This is a genomic window from Pseudoalteromonas sp. UBA2102 (assembly GCF_002331165.1).
Classification (GTDB): Bacteria; Pseudomonadota; Gammaproteobacteria; order Enterobacterales; family Alteromonadaceae; genus Pseudoalteromonas; species Pseudoalteromonas atlantica.
In genome coordinates this window covers 19,425-38,791 of sequence record NZ_DCYU01000043.1, presented here as the reverse complement: position 1 = coordinate 38,791, position 19,367 = coordinate 19,425, and the positions used below count along the sequence as shown (strand labels likewise).

The 19,367-nt window shown below is 40.7% G+C and carries 17 protein-coding genes and 1 pseudogene; 12 read left to right on the top strand and 6 right to left on the bottom strand.

From position 1 onward, the window contains the following. Nucleotides 1-171 precede the first annotated feature (171 nt). Nucleotides 172-1,179, top strand: coding sequence for a zinc-binding alcohol dehydrogenase family protein (locus tag B2R65_RS05320; protein ID WP_286741470.1), 1,008 nt, complete (start codon nt 172-174; stop codon nt 1,177-1,179). A gap of 64 nt (nt 1,180-1,243) precedes the next feature. Here the strand turns inward: B2R65_RS05320 and B2R65_RS05315 are convergent, their stop codons facing one another. Continuing rightward, complete coding sequence (locus B2R65_RS05315) at nt 1,244-2,191, bottom strand: LysR family transcriptional regulator (protein ID WP_286741469.1); 948 nt, start codon at nt 2,189-2,191, stop codon at nt 1,244-1,246. A 1-nt stretch (nt 2,192) separates the two neighbouring features. Continuing rightward, on the bottom strand, nt 2,193-3,098 hold the full coding sequence (locus B2R65_RS05310; RefSeq protein WP_248450141.1) for a LysR family transcriptional regulator: 906 nt from the start codon (nt 3,096-3,098) through the stop codon (nt 2,193-2,195). A gap of 298 nt (nt 3,099-3,396) precedes the next feature. Between B2R65_RS05310 and B2R65_RS05305 the strand changes: the two genes are divergently transcribed. Both B2R65_RS05305 and B2R65_RS05300 read left to right on the top strand, forming a co-directional pair. After that, nucleotides 3,397-4,152 (top strand): SDR family NAD(P)-dependent oxidoreductase, encoded by a 756-nt coding sequence (locus B2R65_RS05305; protein WP_004586289.1) that lies wholly within the window; start codon nt 3,397-3,399, stop codon nt 4,150-4,152. A gap of 186 nt (nt 4,153-4,338) precedes the next feature. Then, nucleotides 4,339-5,130 (top strand): DODA-type extradiol aromatic ring-opening family dioxygenase, encoded by a 792-nt coding sequence (locus B2R65_RS05300; protein ID WP_286741466.1) that lies wholly within the window; start codon nt 4,339-4,341, stop codon nt 5,128-5,130. Between the two features lie 117 nt (nt 5,131-5,247). On the opposite strand, the gene B2R65_RS05295 is transcribed toward B2R65_RS05300, so the two are convergent. Further along, nucleotides 5,248-5,874: a DJ-1/PfpI family protein gene (locus B2R65_RS05295; protein WP_286741464.1), complete on the bottom strand. Its 627-nt coding sequence runs from the start codon at nt 5,872-5,874 to the stop codon at nt 5,248-5,250. Between the two features lie 150 nt (nt 5,875-6,024). Between B2R65_RS05295 and B2R65_RS05290 the strand changes: the two genes are divergently transcribed. From B2R65_RS05290 to B2R65_RS05260, 7 genes are all read left to right on the top strand, one after another. Further along, nucleotides 6,025-6,702 carry a haloacid dehalogenase type II gene (locus B2R65_RS05290; RefSeq protein WP_286741462.1) on the top strand — a complete coding sequence of 226 codons (678 nt, stop codon included), beginning with the start codon at nt 6,025-6,027 and terminating at the stop codon, nt 6,700-6,702. 360 nt (nt 6,703-7,062) lie between these two features. Beyond that, nucleotides 7,063-8,601: a pyridoxal phosphate-dependent decarboxylase family protein gene (locus B2R65_RS05285; RefSeq protein WP_286741460.1), complete on the top strand. Its 1,539-nt coding sequence runs from the start codon at nt 7,063-7,065 to the stop codon at nt 8,599-8,601. After that, nucleotides 8,601-9,920, top strand: a complete 1,320-nt coding sequence (locus B2R65_RS05280; RefSeq protein WP_248462074.1) for a lysine N(6)-hydroxylase/L-ornithine N(5)-oxygenase family protein — start codon at nt 8,601-8,603, stop codon at nt 9,918-9,920. Before B2R65_RS05285 ends, B2R65_RS05280 begins: the two co-directional genes overlap by 1 nt. Further along, nucleotides 9,917-11,095 carry an MFS transporter gene (locus B2R65_RS05275; protein WP_286741458.1) on the top strand — a complete coding sequence of 393 codons (1,179 nt, stop codon included), beginning with the start codon at nt 9,917-9,919 and terminating at the stop codon, nt 11,093-11,095. Before B2R65_RS05280 ends, B2R65_RS05275 begins: the two co-directional genes overlap by 4 nt. 25 nt (nt 11,096-11,120) lie before the next feature. Further along, nucleotides 11,121-13,469, top strand: a complete 2,349-nt coding sequence (locus B2R65_RS05270) for a GNAT family N-acetyltransferase (protein WP_286741456.1) — start codon at nt 11,121-11,123, stop codon at nt 13,467-13,469. Then, nucleotides 13,462-14,100 (top strand): hypothetical protein, encoded by a 639-nt coding sequence (locus B2R65_RS05265; RefSeq protein WP_286741455.1) that lies wholly within the window; start codon nt 13,462-13,464, stop codon nt 14,098-14,100. Before B2R65_RS05270 ends, B2R65_RS05265 begins: the two co-directional genes overlap by 8 nt. Further along, entirely contained in the window at nt 14,084-15,163 is a 1,080-nt protein-coding gene (locus B2R65_RS05260; protein ID WP_286741453.1) for a heparan-alpha-glucosaminide N-acetyltransferase domain-containing protein, read from the top strand. The genes B2R65_RS05265 and B2R65_RS05260 overlap by 17 nt, the downstream gene beginning before the upstream one ends. 171 nt (nt 15,164-15,334) lie before the next feature. On the opposite strand, the gene B2R65_RS05255 is transcribed toward B2R65_RS05260, so the two are convergent. Next, nucleotides 15,335-16,204: a LysR family transcriptional regulator gene (locus B2R65_RS05255; protein WP_286741451.1), complete on the bottom strand. Its 870-nt coding sequence runs from the start codon at nt 16,202-16,204 to the stop codon at nt 15,335-15,337. A 101-nt stretch (nt 16,205-16,305) separates the two neighbouring features. On the opposite strand from B2R65_RS05255, the gene B2R65_RS05250 reads away from it, so the two are divergent. Further along, nucleotides 16,306-16,806 carry a lactoylglutathione lyase family protein gene (locus tag B2R65_RS05250; RefSeq protein ID WP_054982007.1) on the top strand — a complete coding sequence of 167 codons (501 nt, stop codon included), beginning with the start codon at nt 16,306-16,308 and terminating at the stop codon, nt 16,804-16,806. Between the two features lie 788 nt (nt 16,807-17,594). On the opposite strand, the gene B2R65_RS05245 is transcribed toward B2R65_RS05250, so the two are convergent. Continuing rightward, nucleotides 17,595-18,569, bottom strand: a complete 975-nt coding sequence (locus tag B2R65_RS05245; RefSeq protein ID WP_286741449.1) for a transposase — start codon at nt 18,567-18,569, stop codon at nt 17,595-17,597. Nucleotides 18,570-18,742: 173 nt separating this feature from the next. Here B2R65_RS05245 and B2R65_RS05240 point away from each other — a divergent pair, with 173 nt between their 5' ends. Next, nucleotides 18,743-19,075 (top strand): gamma-glutamylcyclotransferase family protein, encoded by a 333-nt coding sequence (locus B2R65_RS05240; RefSeq protein ID WP_004586271.1) that lies wholly within the window; start codon nt 18,743-18,745, stop codon nt 19,073-19,075. 44 nt (nt 19,076-19,119) lie between these two features. Here B2R65_RS05240 and B2R65_RS05235 read toward each other — a convergent pair. Next, a pseudogene (locus tag B2R65_RS05235) lies at nt 19,120-19,367 on the bottom strand (hypothetical protein); the annotation flags it as partial.

The following is a 19,367-nucleotide window of genomic DNA, read 5'->3' as shown; positions in this document are numbered from 1 at the left end:
TAATTTAAAACGATAACAGCTATGTGCAATGAAATTTTAATTATTTACCTATTTTATTATGGAGTTTTATTTCCATAATAATTGGGCTTTTTGTCTCTTTTTTAATACTCTTGATAAAGCCAAAATAGCCTCATCAACACAGAGTATTAACTAGCTAACGAGGCAACTCCCATGAAAGCAATTGGATATCAAAAAAGTTTACCTATCGAAAACGAATTATCATTACAAGACATTGAACTTGAAACGCCAACAGCACACGGCCACGATATTTTAGTAGAAGTTAAAGCGGTATCGGTTAACCCGGTTGATTTTAAAATTCGCCAAGCAATGCCAGCAGCTGAGGGCGAGTATAAAGTAATTGGTTGGGATGCAACTGGGGTTGTTAAATCGGTTGGCGAAAACGTATCGCTTTTTAAGCCAGGCGACAAAGTATGGTACGCAGGCGACATTACGCGCTCAGGCAGTAACGCGCAGCTTCAGTTAGTTGATGAGCGTATTGTTGGCCATATACCAAGCTCGCTTTCGTATGGGGAAGCCGCCGCATTGCCGCTTACCAGCATTACTGCGTGGGAATTATTGTTTGACCGTTTAAACGTAGCTAAAAACGATGATTCTAAAAGCATTTTAGTTATTGGTGCCGCCGGTGGGGTGGGCTCAATAATGGTGCAGCTGTTAAAGCAGCGTACTAAATTAAATATTATTGCTAGTGCTTCTCGTGCTGAAACAATTTCGTGGTTAGAAGATTTAGGTGCCGATACCATTGTTAATCACCGTAACCCGTTAAGTGAAGAATTTGCAGCTAAAAACTTAAGCGAAGTGGATTACGTTGTTAGCTTAAACAATACAGAGCAGCACTTACCTGAAATTGAAAAAGTAGTGAAGCCACAAGGTCAATTTGCCCTTATTGATGACCCTGAAACACTTAATATTGTGCCATTTAAAAACAAAAGCGTGTCGGTACATTGGGAGCTTATGTTTACTCGCTCGTTATTTAAAACCGACGACATGCAAGAGCAACACGTTATTTTAAACAACGTAGCCACTATGATTGACCAAGGGCAGATTAAAACCACGGTAGGTGAGCACTTAGGTAAAATTAACGCAGCCAATTTACGCAAAGCGCATCAGCACCTTGAATCGCAAACCGCTAAAGGTAAAGTGGTGTTAGAAGGCTTTTAAGGCCTTTAGCTAATATAGTTTTTTTGAGTATACCCAAGCCCCTAACGGGGCTTTTTTGTGGCTATTATTTATATAACTGGTTGTAATTAGGAATATGTTTTACCCAAAATGCAGGGCTGCCAATATACTCTTGTACAGTTTTTATAAATTCGCTCACCAGTGGTGTTTGTTTACGGTGCGGATACAGCGCATAAATACCGGTGCCCGATGCGCTAAGCTTATAATTAGTTAATAGCGGCACTAGCCCCATTTCGTCTATGGGTTTTTCTAGGTTAAATAAATCTAGCATCACATACCCTAAACCCGCTTTTGTGGCATCAAGCATGGCGCGTACATCGCTTACCTTATAGTTGCCTTTCATTTTATGAGTTTTGTATTCATCACCATGAGGTTGGGTGCTTAATTTAATTTGATCTAGGCTTACATCGCCATTGCCATAAACCACTGCAGGTAAGGCGATAAGTTCTTCGGGTGTGCTTGGCATACCATGGCGTGCAATAAAGTCATTAGAGGCAACCAAAGCAAAGTGCATGTCAGATATTTTTTTTGCCATTAGATTGGAGTCATTCAATTTGCCAATTCTAAATGCTAAATCGTAATGATCGGCAATAATATCGTTGCGCTTATCATCAAGCATGAGGGTTATTTTTACCTCAGGGTATTTTTGCATAAATAAATTAATGGCAGGCTGCACATACTGCTGCCCAAAAAACATGCCCGAGGTAATGCGCAAAATACCTTTAGGTTTTGCTTGGTAGGAGTCGGCAATGCTATGAATATCACTGAGCGTATCAATTAAAATATGCGCTTGCTGGAGTATTTCCTCCCCTGCGGAGGTAAGCGAAAAGGATCGCGTAGAGCGATTAAGTAACTGAATACCTAAACTGCTTTCTAGCTTTTTAATTTGCTTTGAAAGCGATGAGTTGTCCATATCGTGCAGCGCCGCGGCTTTTGCAAATGTGCCTTGCTGTACTACATCAACAAATAACGCTAATTGGTTGGTGATTGACATCTCACTCTCCTAAATCCCAATAAGGTGTATCGGTGTAATAATTGCTCGCAAAATCAACAAACGCGCGCACTTTACTAGGTAAAAACTGCCTGTTTGCGTACACCATATAAAGCCCTATTGGCTCAGGCTCGTAGTCTTTTAATATACGTACTACTTTACCCTGTGCCAGCGCCTCACCAGCTATAAATGTTGGCTGCATGGCAATACCGCCACCTGCTATAGCGGCATTGAGTAGCAGGTCGCCATTGTTAGCAACTAGGTTACTTTCAAGCTTTAACTCGTTTTTAAGCTCGTTCGCTCCACGTAGCTTTTTTGTGGGCTCGGTGTGTGCGTAGCGTAAATAGTTATGCGATTGCAGCTCTTCTAAGGTAGTAGGCGTGCCGTGCTGCGCTAAATAAGAAGGAGAGGCAAACACCGCTAACCTAATAGGCGCTATTTTTTTAGCAATAAGTGATGAGCTTTTTAAAACCCCAATGCGCAGCGCTATATCAATACCTTGCTCAACAATATCAACAAACTGGTCGGTAAGGTTTAGATCCAATTTTAAATTTGGATAACGCTTTTGAAACTCAACCAATAGCGGTGCTAAGTGCTTTACCCCAAACGACATAGGGGCACTAATACTGAGCACACCAGAGACATTTTCGTTTAGGTTATCGAGCGAATTTTCCATGTCGTCTATATCGTCTAGCACCTGTAAGCAGCGGGTAAAATAGTGATCTCCCGCCTCGGTAGTGCTTACTTTGCGCGTGGTGCGGTGCAGTAATCGGGTAGCAAGCCCCTCTTCTAGCGCAGACACATACTTGCTAACAAGTTGCGGCGATATGTCGAGCTTATCGGCAGCTTTAGAAAAAGACCCCTCTTGTACAACACTTACAAAAGTCTTCATGGTGGTTAGCTTATCCATTATTAGCAATGCCTTGTTTATAATTTTTAAATAAAGATCGTATTAATTATGTTTATAAAAACAGTTAAAGTCCACACATCGCATTTTTGCACAGTTAGTGAGTTTTTATAGCGTTATAAACACATTTTTTTGCGTAAATAACTATTTATTTACAACAAAATGGAGTTAATACGTGCTACTGCAGCAATCACGCTTCTTTTTATCCATTCTAACGCCAAGTCGGGTTTATTAATAATGCAGTATCGCTGTACGTGAATAAGCACGCTTATATTTTTATTAATGACTAAGAGATAAAGCCATGAAAAGATTAAACAACAAAGTAGCCATCGTTACTGGTGCAGCACAAGGTATTGGCGCTGCTTATGCAAAAGGTTTAGCTCAACAAGGCGCTAAAGTTGTGCTTGCTGATTTAGCCGACCCAAGCGCAGCTGTAGCTGAAATTATTGCCGCTGGCGGCCAAGCAATAGGCTGCAAAGTAGATGTAACGAATAGTGAATCGTTAGATGCCATGGTAAAACAAACCGAAGCTGAATTTGGCCCGGTTGAAATATTAGTTAACAATGCTGCTATATTTGCTGCGCTTGAGCTTAAACCATTTTGGGAAATATCTGAAGACGAATGGGATTTAGTTATGCGCGTAAATGCCCGTGGGCCTTTTCAGTGTACCAAAGCAGTGTTGCCTAGCATGCGTAAATTAGGTCGTGGTAAAATCATTAACATTGCATCGGGTACATTTTTACGCGGTGCACCTATGTTTTGCCATTATGTGGCATCTAAAGGCGCGGTTGTTGGGCAAACACGTGCGTTGGCCACTGAGCTTGCTAACGATAATATTTTAGTTAACTGCCTATTAGTTGGCTTAACCGAAAGCGAAGGCGTTAAAAATAACGCACAGTTTGATAAAGCTAAAAATAGCACACTAGGCTCACGAGTAATTAAACGTGCAATGGAGCCTGAAGACTTACTTGGCCCTATTTACTTTTTAGCCAGCGAAGACAGCGACTTTATGACCGGACAATGTATTAACGTTGATGGTGGTGCAATTAACTACTAACACGCCATATTGCTTATTTAGTGTTAATTTAAAAGCCGATGTTTACGCATCGGCTTTTTAACGTGGGGGCAAATAAAAATCAGTTTAACAATACTGTATTTATAATATCTCAATGCGCGCTTTATTTATTAACAAAATAAAAGCCAATAAAATAAGGATATATTAATAAAATCCTTAGGTATTACCATGGCTCAACCTGCACTATTTATCTCTCACGGTTCACCTATTATGGCCGTACAGCAATCGCCAACGTCTGACTTTTTAAAAGCGCTTGGCAAGTCACTCAACACGCCACGCGCTATTGTTATATTTTCGGCGCACTTTGATATGGCTAACGATGAAGCGGCTCATAATATTGTAATAACCGCAGGGCAAGCGCCTGAAACCATTCACGACTTTTACAATTTCCCTGCGCATATGTATAACATTAAATACCCTGCGCCAGGTCATCCTGAGCTTGCGGGTAATATTGCAACGCTATTTAAAAATAAAGGCATTACAGCAATACTTGATGAACGCCAAGGCTGGGATCATGGTGTATGGATACCACTGCGCTTAATGTACCCGCAGGCAAATATTCCTATTGTACAAGTGTCTATAAATACTCAATTAGGCGCAAAAGCCATGTATGAATATGGGCAGTTACTTGCCCCACTTCGTGACGATAATATATTAATTATTGGCTCTGGCGGCATTAGCCACAACCTACGAGAAGTGTTTAAAACCCCTGCTACACCTAACCGTGTACAAATGGTAAAAGCGTTTACCCAATGGGTTGAACACACGCTTTTAGCGCAAGACACGCCCGCACTTTTAAATTACTTAGCCGATGCACCCCATGTGTTATTTAACCACCCTACCCAAGAGCATTTTTTACCACTCTTTGCTGCTATGGGCGCAGGCGGCAAGCAAGTTGAAAAACTCTTTAGTGATATTGAACTGGATATTTTAGCGCTTGATACCTATAAGTTTTATTAATTTTAATCAGCACGCTGCAAGCGCCTTGTGTTTTTTTAATCAAAGTGTAATGGGGGGTTACAAAGCGTATGTTGGGTTAAGAGCAGCAAAGCCCAACATAAAGTTATAAAGTGGGCTTTAACGCAGCTTTTTAATGTAATTAGATGTGGCGCTATTTTTATGCGCGTCACCATAAATAATTGGTGACGGATAGTATTCTGCGTCTAACTGTATGGTGGAGGCAACATCTTCACTAAAATAATCGGCAATAAAAGCAAGGCACATATCCATACCTGCTGAAACACCCGCACAAGACCAAATATTGCCATCTTTTACAAAGCGATCTTCAACTACGGTTACAGTGTTATCTTTTTTAAGGTGCTCTAAAAAAGCCCAGTGGGTGGTTACTTTTTTATGCTTAAATAGCCCCGCTTTTTGCATTAAATACATACCAGTGCAAATAGATAAAACACTGTGGCAGTTTTCAGCTGTTTTTTTAAGGTAATTAATAACGTCAATATCTTCCATTGCTATACGTGCACCACTACCGCCAGGTACAAATAATACATCGGGCTGCACTGGGTCAGTAAAATGATAATCGGCACTAAAACGCATGCCGTGCTCACCTGAGGGAGTCATAGAATTTAGCGATATTAATTTGGGTTTTTCACATAACCCCTTTTCTGCCAGCAGACCTATTAGTTCCCATGAACCAACTAAATCCAGCTCTTCAACTTTGTCATAAATTAAAAAATATATTTTCATACTATGTTATTTAGTCCTTTAATTTGTATCGTTTTTAAATAATAGGCACTGCAATTGTGTTGTAAATCATATTAATTTGAGCAATCGTTCAAAGTAAGTTAAGCTCAAAACGATTAACTTACAAGTATCTTAAATTTATTGGGAGCAAACATGGCAACCACACTCGCATTTGACGTATACGGTACGCTTATAAACACTCACGGCGTGCTGTCTTTACTTGAAGATATGATAGGCGATACCGCGCAAAAATTTTCAAATACATGGCGCGAAAAACAATTAGAGTATTCGTTTAGGCGTGGGTTGATGCAAAACTATATACCGTTTTCGTTATGTACCAAACATGCCCTCGATTACGCGTGTTTAGCGCACAAAACGCAGCTTAATGATGATCAAAAGCAGCAATTGCTTGAGCAGTATAAAATTTTACCGGCCTTTGACGATGTTAAAAAAGGGCTTGAGCAACTTAAAGCACAAAACTACCGGTTGTTTGCATTTTCAAATGGCGCTGCTGATGCGGTTAATAAATTGCTCGAAACTGCAGGTATTAGTGAGCTTTTTGAAGGCGTTGTAAGTGCCGACGATATGAAAACATTTAAGCCAAACCCAGGTGTTTACAGCCATTTCTTACGCGAAACAAATTCAACGGGCGCAAACACGTGGCTTATTTCGAGTAACCCGTTTGATATTACCGGCGCTATTTCACATGGTATGCGAGGGGCATGGATAAAACGCTCTGAGGATTCTATTTTTGATCCGTGGGAAATTCAGCCAACCACCGTAGCCACCGATCTAGTGGATTTAAAAAATAAGCTTGAAGATATCAATTAAGCTGCATTTTTTCTTTTACATCCCTCTTTAGCACTTAAGGTTTAACCGAGTTGTAAAGGGGGTTTACCTCTTATAGTGGTACTGCACACTTATAATACGTTCGCTTTTAGCTACCCCTCCCATCTCTTATATTTCAACTAGCGCACTATTTTACAAACTGTGATTATTTAGCGCGCATTTTGGCACCTTTTCATAGCTCATTTTATACACTTTGTTAGTTTTAAAAGTAATTCCTTATAACTAATCAGTCACTCCTAATTGCGAAAATAAACCTATATCTAACACTTAATTATTATTGTAAATGCAAATTGTTACTATTAAGATCCTCAACCCCAATACAAGTACAACCAAGGAGCGAATATGTCACAATTACAATCGGCGCAGCTCAGCCCTGTCGAAAATAAAGCAATATTTGAGCAAAACGGGTTACCTCCTCAATTCAATATCGATCAGTTTATTAACTACCAAATAGCGTCGTTGCAGGGGCTTTCGGCTGTACAACAAGCTATGGCTAAAGCGCAAAAGCCGTTTTCTGGCGTGTCTGTTAATACGCTAGCCGCCACTGTAAATGATGTAGATTTAGCCAAACCTCTTGCTGATTTTCCTGCAGTATTAAACGAGCTTAAAAGTGTGTATTTAGATCACGCTGTTTATTTTCATCATCCGCGTTATATGGCGCATTTAAATTGCCCCGTTACGTACCCTGCGGTTGTGGCTGAGCACATCATTGGCGCAATCAATACGTCGGTAGACACCTGGGATCAAAGCGCTGGCGCGACCCTTATTGAACAAAAATTAATTGATTGGAGCTGTGAAAAAGCAAAATTACCTAGCACTGCCGATGGCGTTTTTACCAGTGGTGGTACGCAATCGAACTTAATGGCTATGCTTGTTGCTCGCGAAGTCGCAGTGAGCCGCTATGCACCTAATCATGAAGTAAAACTGCAAGGCTTGCCTGAAGTAGCCTCTCGTTTTCGTATTTATTGCTCTGAGGTTGCGCATTTTAGTATTCAAAAGGCAGCGGCATTACTGGGCCTTGGTTATAACGCGGTAGTGCCCGTGGCTACAAACAATAAAATGCAAATGGATATGGACGCACTTAACCACGCAATTGCGGATTCTAAAGCTAAGGGCGAATTACCTATCGCTGTGGTAATTACCGCAGGTACAACCGATTTTGGCTCAATTGACCCTGTTGAAGACATAGCAAAACTTGCTAAAAAAGAGCAGCTTTGGTGCCATGTTGACGGCGCATACGGCGGTGGTTTATTGGTGAGTGAGCATCACCGAAGTGCTTTAAACGGCATAGAACAAGTAGATTCAATTACCATTGATTACCATAAATCGTTTATGCAACCGGTTAGCTGCAGTGCTTTTTTATTAAGTGACAAACGCCACTTTAGCCATATTACCCTTTACGCCGACTATCTAAACCCGCTTGCTGAGGCCGGCAATGGCACACCAAATTTAGTTGATAAAAGCTTACAAACCACACGCCGTTTTGATGCCTTAAAACTGTGGTTAACACTGCGCACCATGGGCGAAGCGCCACTTGGGCGAGCGTTCGATAAAGTAATTGGCCTTGCTCGTCAAACCCACATTGTGCTTAACGACCACCCTGATTTTGAAGTTATAAATTACCCAGAGCTCAGCGCGCTGGTATTTCGCTTTGCGCCAGAGGAGCTAAAACATAACCCCGATTTACTCGACACCCTAAACCTGCACGTACGCCAAACATTCTTAAATACTGGTGAAGCCATGATTGCGCGCACCAAAATTAACGGCCGTCATTACCTTAAATTTACGTTACTTAATGCCCTGTGCCAATTGAGCGATGTGCGCGCCGTGCTTGAACAAATTAGCAATATTGCGTGGCAAACGTACAAGGAGCAAAAATAATGAGTAACCAACCTTATGACTTTATAGCCATTGGCCTTGGCCCGTTTAATTTATCGTTAGCGTGTTTAAGTGAGCCACTGGAGGGTGTGAAAAGCTTATTTTTAGAGCAGCGTAGCCAATTTGATTGGCACCCTGGAATGATGCTAGAAGGTGTTACCTTGCAAACCCCGTTTATGTCTGACTTGGTGACTCTTGCAGACCCTACCAGCAAGTACAGTTTTTTAAATTATGCCAAGCTTAATAATCGCTTATACCCTTTTTATATTCGCGAGAGCTTTTTTTTACTGCGTAAAGAATACAACCTCTATTGCCAGTGGGTGTGCTCGCAGCTTAGCAACGTAAGCTTTGAGCAAAGTGTAACAAAGGTTGAATTTTGCCAGCAAAGTGAGTGCTATACCGTTACCTGTAAAACCCCAAATGGGGAGCAACACTATGTTACGCGCCACTTAGTGCTTGGCACCGGCCCTGCCCCATATATTCCTGATTGCGCAGTGCAAAGTAATTCTAATAACGTACTGCACAGTAGCGATTTTTGCCACCGCCTTGATGAGCTAAAAGCGGCTAAACGCGTTACGGTTGTAGGAGCTGGGCAAAGTGCGGCTGAAATTTATCACACCTTATTACAACAAGCTGTGCCACAAGGTTTGCAACTAGATTGGATTGCGCGTTCGCCGCGTTATTTTCCGCTGGAATACACTAAACTCACCCTTGAGATGACCTCACCTGAGTATGTTGATTACTTTTATAATTTAAAAACTGAGCAACGAGATTGGCTTAATCAAAATCAAAAAAACTTATTTAAAGGCATTAATGGCGATTTAATTAATGACATTTTTGACACCCTTTACGCGCAAAGCCTAGATGGGCCCATATCTACCACATTTAAAACTAACAGCAAGCTTACTAATACACGTAAAAGTGCTGGTCGCTTAGTCACTGAGTTTTATCATCAAGAGCTAAATGAAGCCTTTGAAATAAAAACCGATTACTTAATTTGTGCCACAGGCTTTAAATACAAGCGCCCTGCTTTTTTAAACCCCATTGCACAGCAACTCCCAGAAGATGAACAAGGCCGCTACTTAGTTAGCCGCGAGTATGCAATAGATAGCGAACAAAAACGTATATTTGTACAAAATGCAGAGCAGCACACCCATGGCTTTGTAACCCCCGATTTAGGCATGGCGTGTTATCGCAACAGTATAATTTTGCGCGAAATACTCGGTTATGCGCCGTATCAGGTTGAGCAAAAAATTGCTTTTCAGTGTTTTGATTTAAGCGATGTAGAAACCCATTCACAGCAAAAGAGTAACGCCGCATGAGTTTACGTTTAGCGCTTATTTTGCTTACGGTTATTTCGGTAGTGTGCGACACCTTATTACTGCCGTTTTATCCGCAATTTTTTGCCAGCGAATTTTCTGTAAGTAACCCCACACTTATTGGCGTGTTTGTAGCTAACTGTTGTATTACCGTTATGCTCGCGCTGCCCCTGTGGGCAAAGGTTGCCAAAAAATACCACGAGCTGGCTCTTTGGCTTGTAACGCAAGTGATTGCCGCCTGCTTTGGTTTGCTTTGTTATTTTGCAACTAACGTGTGGGAATTTTGGTTTTATTATCAGCTTATGTTGGTGCTCAAAGCCAGTTACCTGCTTATTTACCCGTTTGCACTGCGTTTAGAGCAGCAAAGTAAGCATCTTTCTATTATTGGCTTGTTTTCGGTACTTATGCACTTTGGTGCTATTGGCGGCGCGTTAGTGGGCGGGTACTTTTTTAGTATAAATGCACCGCGTTATGCATTGTTATTAAGTGCTGCGGGCGATGTAATACAAGTGCTGCTGTGCGCCTATTTAATGATGAGCTTAAAGTTAGGTATTTATCAGCAAGCGATTGAAAGCGAAAAACCACGTACTCGTACACCGTATTTTATTTGGCAATTTTGCTTTATAAGCGTGGTTGTTTACTTTAGTGCGTTTTTAATTAGGCCGTTTTTTACTACCCATTGGCAAGGAATGAGCGCACAAAGCAGTGCATTTCAAAGTGCGCTTGTGTACGCCATTCCTGCTTTTGCAGCCCTACTTATGCTGTTGTTTAACCACTTTAGGCAGCACTTACCTTTTCCTACGCTTAGCCGCACCAGTACATTGTTGTGTGCTCTTATTTTTGGCGCTATTGGGCTTTATTTACAGGCGCAAGAGTCGGTGTGGTTAGTTGTCAGCTCTCGCGTTTTATACGGTATAGCGCTGTTTCAAGTCATGGTTTTATTAGAAGTGATGCTATTTGCTAAAAGCGAGCCTTCTCACTACGGCAGTGATTTTGCCAAAGTGCATGTTGCGCAAAATATTGGCGTTATTTTAGCGTCGTTATTAGTGGGTATGAGTGTGGAATATTTTAATACCACCGTGCCTTTTTACTTTGCTGCCATTGGCTTTGCAAGCCTTGGCGCTATTTTTCTATGGCGCGTTAAATTTGTTGGCCAAGCTGCACACACAGCCACTTAATAATTAAAAAGATTTAGGAGTTTTTATGTATTTTTCATCTTTTGTAACCACGTTACAACACACAGGTAATATGACTATGCGGTTACTACAGCAAAGCGATATGCCCATAATTTGCCAGTGGCTTACACTACCTTACGCCCATTTTTGGGGTATGAGTAAACACACCCCCGAGCAAATGTGCAGCGCCTACCAAGATATAATTAACAACCCGCACCATCATGCCTATGTTATTGAGCAAAATAATGAGCTGCTTGCCTTAGTTGAGCTTTACAGCCCAAAGCACGACAAGCTACTCGCAGCTGCCTATGAGGTACTGCCAAACGATACCGGCATGCATATTTTACTTGCCCCAAATACACAGCCTAAACGCCATTTTAGTTTTGAAATAATGCAGTGCGTATTGCACAGTATTTTTACTCATAATGCCGATGCACGCGTAGTAGTAGAGCCCGATATTGCCAATAGTAAAATTCATACCTTAAATAAGCGTTTAGGCTTTGTGCATACTAAGCAAATAACCCTGGGTGATAAAAACGCCTACCTTGGGTTTTGTAATAAAGCTGCATTTGAAACGCATGTTAATTTACATCACAAAGCGCAAACGCCAATAAACACCGACTATGTAAAGTTTGACCACTGGCAGTGGGCTAACAGGCACTTACAAAGTAAAGCCATTAGCGAACTGGTACACGAGCGCTTATTGGTTGCAGAGCAAACCCCACAAGGTTTTAAAGTAAATATTGAAGGGGGTTATTTTATATTTAATGGCCGTGCTATGGCGCTTAACCACATAGATATAGACGAGCCAAGCTTATGCTTTTATAACCTTAACAACGAGCAAGTAGCGCTTGATGTACTGCACTTTTTTAGTGTGCAAGGCCCTGCACTGGGTTTAACTGGCGAGCGTTTAGCCACCTACCTTGAAGAGCTTAACGCCACTCTTGCGAGTGCCTGTTATAAACGCGAAAACAACACTCTTAGCGCAGCCGAACTTGCGCAATTAGGGCTGCAACAAATAGAGGCTGCAATGAGCGAAGGCCACCCTGCGTTTGTGGCTAATAATGGCCGAATTGGTTTTAGCAAAAGCGACTTTTTACGCTATGCGCCAGAGGTGGGTAAACCGTTTAAAGTGCTGTGGTTAGCGGCGCACAAAACAGTATGTGATTTTGCTTATAGTGAATACTTTAGTGATTACCCAAGCCATATTAGTGGCGAGCTTGATTTAACCACTCGTAATGCGTTTAACAAAGCGCTAAAAACGCAAAACCTAAACCCCGACGACTACCTATTTATGCCTGCCCACCCGTGGCAATACCAACATAAATTAAGTGTGGTGTTTGCCAACGAGTTTGCCAATAACCGCTTAGTGTATTTAGGTGAAGGCGACGATTTATATCAAGCGCAACAATCTATTCGCACCTTATATAACTGCTCACACCCGCATAAGCCGTATTTAAAAGTGGCGCTGTCTATTTTAAATATGGGTTTTATGCGCGGGCTTTCGCGCGCTTATATGGCGGTAACCCCGGCTATAAATGATTGGGTATTTAATAAAGTAAACTACGACCCCACGCTTAGCGCGTGCAATTTTACAGCACTTAGAGAGTACGCCACCTTAGGGTATGCGCATCATACCTTTGAGCAAAGCGCATTGGGCGATACACCGTATCGTAAAATGTTTGCCTGTTTATGGCGCGAGAACCCAAACCATAACTTACAAAATAATGAGCAGCTCACCACCATGGCCGCACTACTGCACCTAGATAACAACGGTAAAAGTATGGCAGGTGCATTAATAGATCAAAGTGGTTTAAGCACACATGCTTGGCTACAACACTATTTTAACGCCTATCTTATCCCGTTAGTGCATTGTTTTTATGCCCATAAATTAGTGTTTATGCCCCACGGCGAAAATCTCATTTTAAAGCTTAAAAATTCAGTCCCTGTTGGCGCTTACATGAAAGACATCGGCGAAGAAGTAGCGCTGCTTAATAGCACTGAACCTTTACCTGATGAGGTTTCGCGTATTCATATTGCTATGCCAAAAGAGCTTGAGTTACTGAGCATATTTACCGATGTGTTTGACTGCTTTTTTAGATACCTAGTGGCTATTTTAGTAAGAGAAGAGCGCATTACCGAGCACGACTTTTGGCACGGCGTTGCGCAAAGTGTTAAAGCGTATCAACAGGCTAACCCTGCCTTAAATGCGCGTTTTAAAGAGTATGACTTTTTTAGTGATGAATTTGCACACTCTTGCTTAAACCGCTTGCAGCTTGGCAATAATAAACAAATGGTTGATTTAACCGACCCAGCAGGCAGTTTACAGTTTGCCGGAAGTTTAAATAACCCAGTATCGGCAAAGCTGTATGGCTAAGTCTGTAACCCTTGCGCACTTTTTATTTTGCCCAAGTGAGCCAGCTACTGCGGCTCACCCAAGCTTAGATTTAGTGCGCACATTAGCGATTCATTGCAAGGCGCACTACCCACATGCGCCTGGGCAATTTATTAGTCGGCATTTATATTTGCAGCTTTGTTGGCAAACTATGTATGCCTATTGTTATTGGCATACTTCTAAACAAAATGCACATAACCCCACGCAATTACAGCTTAAAATTAATGGCGCTTATAGCCGAGGGTTTAACCTCAGCGGTGCGCCTATATTAAGTAAAGCTGAGCAAAACAATGCACTTATTGAGTTTATTAGCTGTGTAGGAAAGTGGATAAATACCGATTATGCGCTGGGAAAAAAAGAGCAAGGGCGCTTATTAATCGACACCCTTAACAGCGCATTTGAGCGCGCCCATAGCTTAAATTTAGCAAGCGCTGATCACACTACACATTGCCATCAGCAGCTACACAATTTAATCAGCAATCACTTTAATTTAAACACCCCATTTAAATTAACGGCCGGTCGCTTAACGTGCTGTCGTTGTTATTTAGCTGGTTACAGCAAATGCCAAACCTGCCCTAAAAAGGATATTAAAACCAATGAACACACGTCTTAAAACGATAGACCTTGCCCGAGGAGCGAGCGTTTTTATTATGATTTTGGTACACACCCTATGGATGTACTCGAGCACAACGCTTCAAAGTGAGAGCCTATTTGGCGCTGTTATTCATATACTTGGCAAAGGCACCGCCTCGTTTTTGGTGGCAATGGGGCTGTCTATGGCGCTTTCGCGCAGGCAAACCCCCATGTTATTAATTAAGCGTGGTATACAGCTTTTACTCCTTGCTTATTTAATGAATGCGGCAAAATTTTGGCTACCCATTGAAGTATTTAATACCATGCCCGAGGCATTTATAAATGCCTATGGCTGGCAAAGCCCGCTTAGTGCTGGGCAATTACAATTTATGGTGTTAACCGGTGATATTTTACAACTTGCTGGGGTGAGCTTAGTGCTGTTTGGTACGCTTAATATTGCCCGCTGGAAAACCACATGGATTGCATGTTTAGCCATGGCTATTGCAATTGTAAGCCAGTTTGTAAGGGGGCAGCAGTTTGCGCTTTCGCCTTACATTAGCGATTTGTTTTTTGCTAATAACTACCAAGTTTATTTTCCGGTATTTCCGTGGATAAGCGCTATATTAACCGGCTACGTACTTGGGCGTGTATATATAAATAGCCAACATAATGCTGCGTATTTATTTAATGTGTGTGCAAAGTTAGGGGCCGCATTATTAGTGATTGGTTCAGTGTGGTTATTTATTGATTTTAAAGGCCAGTTTGGTAACTTTTTTCACTTAAATGGCGGCGGTATTATTTATTTAGTGGGTTTAAATTTATGTGCATTAGCCTTAATAGAATATGCCATTGCCAATAAATTTAATGGCCCTATTACACGTGCCCTTTTATATGCGAGCAAACATGTAACGGCCCTTTACATTATTCAATGGGTGCTAATTTGCTGGCTTATGGGCGTGTTTGGTTATCATACACAGTCGTTTTGGCCAACGTTGTGCTTAATGGTACTTATGAGTTTATTAACCTTTGCAGTGCACAAAGTGTATTTGCAAGCTAAGCAAACCATACTCGCTATTAAGCAAAAGCCTAAGCGCGCAGCATAAATTAAAAACTTAGGTGTTATTCAGCTAAGTATTGGCCTTATAGCGCTTACTTTATGGTTGGTATTTAAAAATAAGGCGTGTGTAAGCGCCTATATGTCTAAGGTTTAAACACGCTAAAACCGAAAAGGCAGTACAGTAAATTAAAGCTGGCTGTACTGCCTTTTTAAAAAATTATTCCCCCGCTTTTATCGCCTCAATTACCGTGTGCATGCGCTTTGCCATTGGCCTGTTACGATGATGACACACATAAATATTTTCGCTGATTGGATTAGCTAAATGGTGCGTTTTTATAAGTGCTGGTTTATTAAATGCGCCCACCGCATAGGCAGGTAAAACAGTAAAACCTAGCCCTAAACTTGCTGGTTCGAGTATTAAACTTATTTGGTTAGAAAACCCCGTACGCTTAATTTGATCAACATGTTCAAACTCACTGTAGTTTTCGCTAAGTAATAGCTGCGCGTGGTGTTTTGCATCGGGGTGGCCAATAAAGCCAAGCTCACATAAAACCTCCCATGTTGGGTTCTTAATATGTGCTGGGGTTACTAATAATAAAGCTTCTTGACCAATTTTGTGGCTGGTAACTTCGCTAAGCGTGGGGGCTTGGGTTAAAAAGCCTATGTCGGCACTGTGGTTTGCCACCGCTTGCTCTACACTGGTATTAGGTGCAAAGCGATAATCAATATTAAGCTCGGTATGCTCAGCCTGTAATGCTAATAATTGGCTATAAAATTGTAGCCCACAACTACCAGGCGATTGTATTTTTACTAGGCCACTGTAAGGCGGGTCATCGTTTAATTGTTGTTCTAAAAATTGCCATTCTTTTAATAACAAGCTGCCTTGCTGATACAAATTTTGCCCATGCACGGTAAGGGTAAATTGTTTGCCGTGGCGCTCTAATAGCGCGCAGTTTACTTGCTGCTCTAGTTTTTTAATATGCTGACTTACGCCCGATTGGGTCATAAATAAGCGCTCGGCGGTTTGGGTAAAATGATTTACCTCAACCAACGTACAAAACGTGTTTAACCATGTCGGGTTTATCATTACAAAGCGTACTCAAAATGATGATTAATGATAATTTTACTTAATAAGTACGGGTTCGTAAACTAACTCCATCAACTAATCACAGTTAAAGAGGAAGCATTATGAGTCATACATATCCACGTAGTTTTTCGCACATTGGTATTTCAGTACCGGATGTTGAAAAAGCCGTAGAGTTTTACACTAAGGTGATGGGCTGGTACACCATAATGGAGCCTACCGTGATCACTGAAGATAACAGCCCCATTGGCGAAATGTGCACCGATGTATTTGGTCCAAATTGGGAAAAATTTAAAATAGCGCACCTTTCAACAGGCGACCGCATTGGTGTAGAAATTTTTGAATTTAAAGACCAAGAAAACCCTAAAGACAACTTTGAATACTGGAAAACCGGTATCTTCCATTTTTGTGTACAAGACCCAGATGTAGAAGGCTTAGCGGAGCGTATTGTTGCTGCAGGTGGTAAAAAACGTATGCCAGAGCCACGTTACTACTACCCTGGCGAAAAGCCGTACCGCATGATCTACATGGAAGACCCGTTTGGTAACATCCTTGAGATTTACAGCCACAGCTATGAGCTTATTTACAGCGCAGGCGCTTACTAAACTTAGCTAGTTTAAAAAAGTTTAGCTAAAAACAAAGGCCGTAGTATTTATTTACTGCGGCCTTTTTGTTTTAAATAGACTTGTAGATTATTAATTTGGCTAATATAGGGATTGTTACTGCTAAATAAGAAAACAATTAAAATTAAAATGACACCCATTTCAAATGCTTTTAATTAAGATATACATAAGCACAAAAATAGCAGTGACACTAAAAACGACACCAGTTAAAAAACCAGACTCCCCTTCCTTACACCACGTACCAAGTGAAAACTGTTTATTACATTCTTGCTTTAATTCAAAAACACTCATGTTCTTATTTGTTTTCAAACGATAGCCAGGAAGAAAAATCTCACCAACTCTAAGTGCACTAAAGAGATTAAGGCAAAACAAAATGACCAATAGAACCGATATTAAGCTAACCATTTTAGGTCCTTATAATCCAATAAAAATTTCAATAAATTTATCTACCTATTATTACAGTAATAAAATTTAATATAGTAGCCTTCATTGCATGTATCAGAAAGGTGGCTGTGACTATAAACTCAATTAAATGACACCCATCTTAAATTCTTCACAAAAATATAATTTACTTAAGATGACACTCACTTTAATTATTTCAAAAAATCGACTTAATTAAATGCCTAATTTAAAAACACGTAAGCTCAAGGCATATTAAAAGGTATATACTGCGGTTATTTTAAAAATGTGCTGCTATTTATGTAGTTAACTAAATTTAGGGCACGCTGAAACCAGCATTTAGGCTGTTTTTTAAATGAAAGAAGGGTTTTTTAGGCTAGTAGCTTTTCGCAATTACTAAAATTAACTCGTCGCTTTTTATTTAAATGCTCGCAGTAACTTACATGTGATTGCGGCTTACCTACAGCGCCATGAAATACGCGTGTAAAATCAGTAGTGAGTTTTAACCAATTCTCTGGCGATATGTTTACTCTTTCTAATAAAGGGAGCTGTGTGTTTTCAATAAAACCTGGTTTGTTATCGCGAATAATGCGCCCTGTGAGCTCAACTAATTCGAGGTAATATTTAAGCTCGAACGGTAAACCTTTTGGCATAAATTTACGGGGCTTACCTGCAAATTTTAAAAGTTGTTTGGGTTGCTTTGCATTTTTAGCGCCCTGAATACGCTTTTGCACGCTGGTGAAGTTTGAGCACTCGGGGGTTTTAGCTACTTTTGCTCTTATTGGGTTTAAATCAACGTAAGCCATGCAAGCTGCAAGGGCTGCTTCATCGAGAAGAGCTTGTGATTTAAATCGCCCTTCCCAAAATCGGCCAGTGCATTTATCTTCTTTATTTGCTTTACGAGCAATGTGTTCGTTTAAAACGCGCATAAACCAGCTAATGCTAGATAACCTTTCTCTGTATTGAATAATAGTTTGGCTTAAAAAGTATCGCTCTGTATTGCTAAGCGCCTCACCTTGTAAAAATTTTTGTGTAAGGGGTGTGCCTTTACAAAGCTTATGCCAGCGCAGCACTATGGCTTTGTCATTTAATCTATTTGCTTTTTTATCATCAACATAAAGCACAACATGGGTGTGATTGCTCATAACTGCGTAAGCACATATATCAATACAAAATATTTTAGCGAGACTAAATAGTTTTTGTTCTACCCAGCCCCTTCGATGTTCGTAGGATTTACCCGTTAATGAATCCTCGCCGCATAGATAGGCATGGCGTACACAGCGCGAAATACAGTGATAATATTTTGTATCTGCCAAACTGATTTGGCGTTTTCTTGCAATAGCCATGTAGCACCTAGCTTTTGATGAACCAATTAAAAAAGTAGATGCTTATTGCGTAAAGTGCAAAAATAAAGTTGGGTGTCATTGTAAAAAGTAAAGTTTCACTCGGGATTTTTTTCATATTTAGTTAAGCTTTAGCTTAGTTAAACATAATCATTAGCCTTAATTTAGGAGTTTACGTGTTAGAAGCGTTATTTGTATATGGCACCTTGTGCCCAGGGCATCCGAACGAACATATTCTTGCCAATATTGGCGGTACGTTTGAGCAAGGCAGTGTGGTTGGCAATTTAATTAACGAGGGCTGGGGCGCCAAAATGGGCTTTCCTGCACTGGTATTAGACGAAACAGGCCAAGAGATAAAAGGCTATGTGTTTAGCTCAACTAATTTAAAAGATCACTGGCATGTGCTCGATGAATTTGAAGGCGATGCGTACTCACGCATTTTAACGCAAATAAAATTGTTAAACGGCGAATACGTTCAGGCAAATGTATATGCTCTTAACGTTAAGTAATTTATATAGCAGCGCTTTTTAAGCTAAAGCGCTGCTATAATTTTTTAATTAACTGAAAAATCGCGAGTTTCTAAATAGCTTGGTACGCTTTTAAAACAGGCCTTTAGCTTACTTGCAAGCGTTGTGGTTACTGGCGCATCACATTTTAACTGGCCATTATATTTTCCGTTAGTTAGTGCTACTAAACTGAGTGAGTCATAGCTTGGTTTACTTTGTATTTTATGAATTACCACCCCCTGCTCTGATGAAACCTTTATTAAATCAAACTCTTCTTTTTCAGGTTGTGTTATAG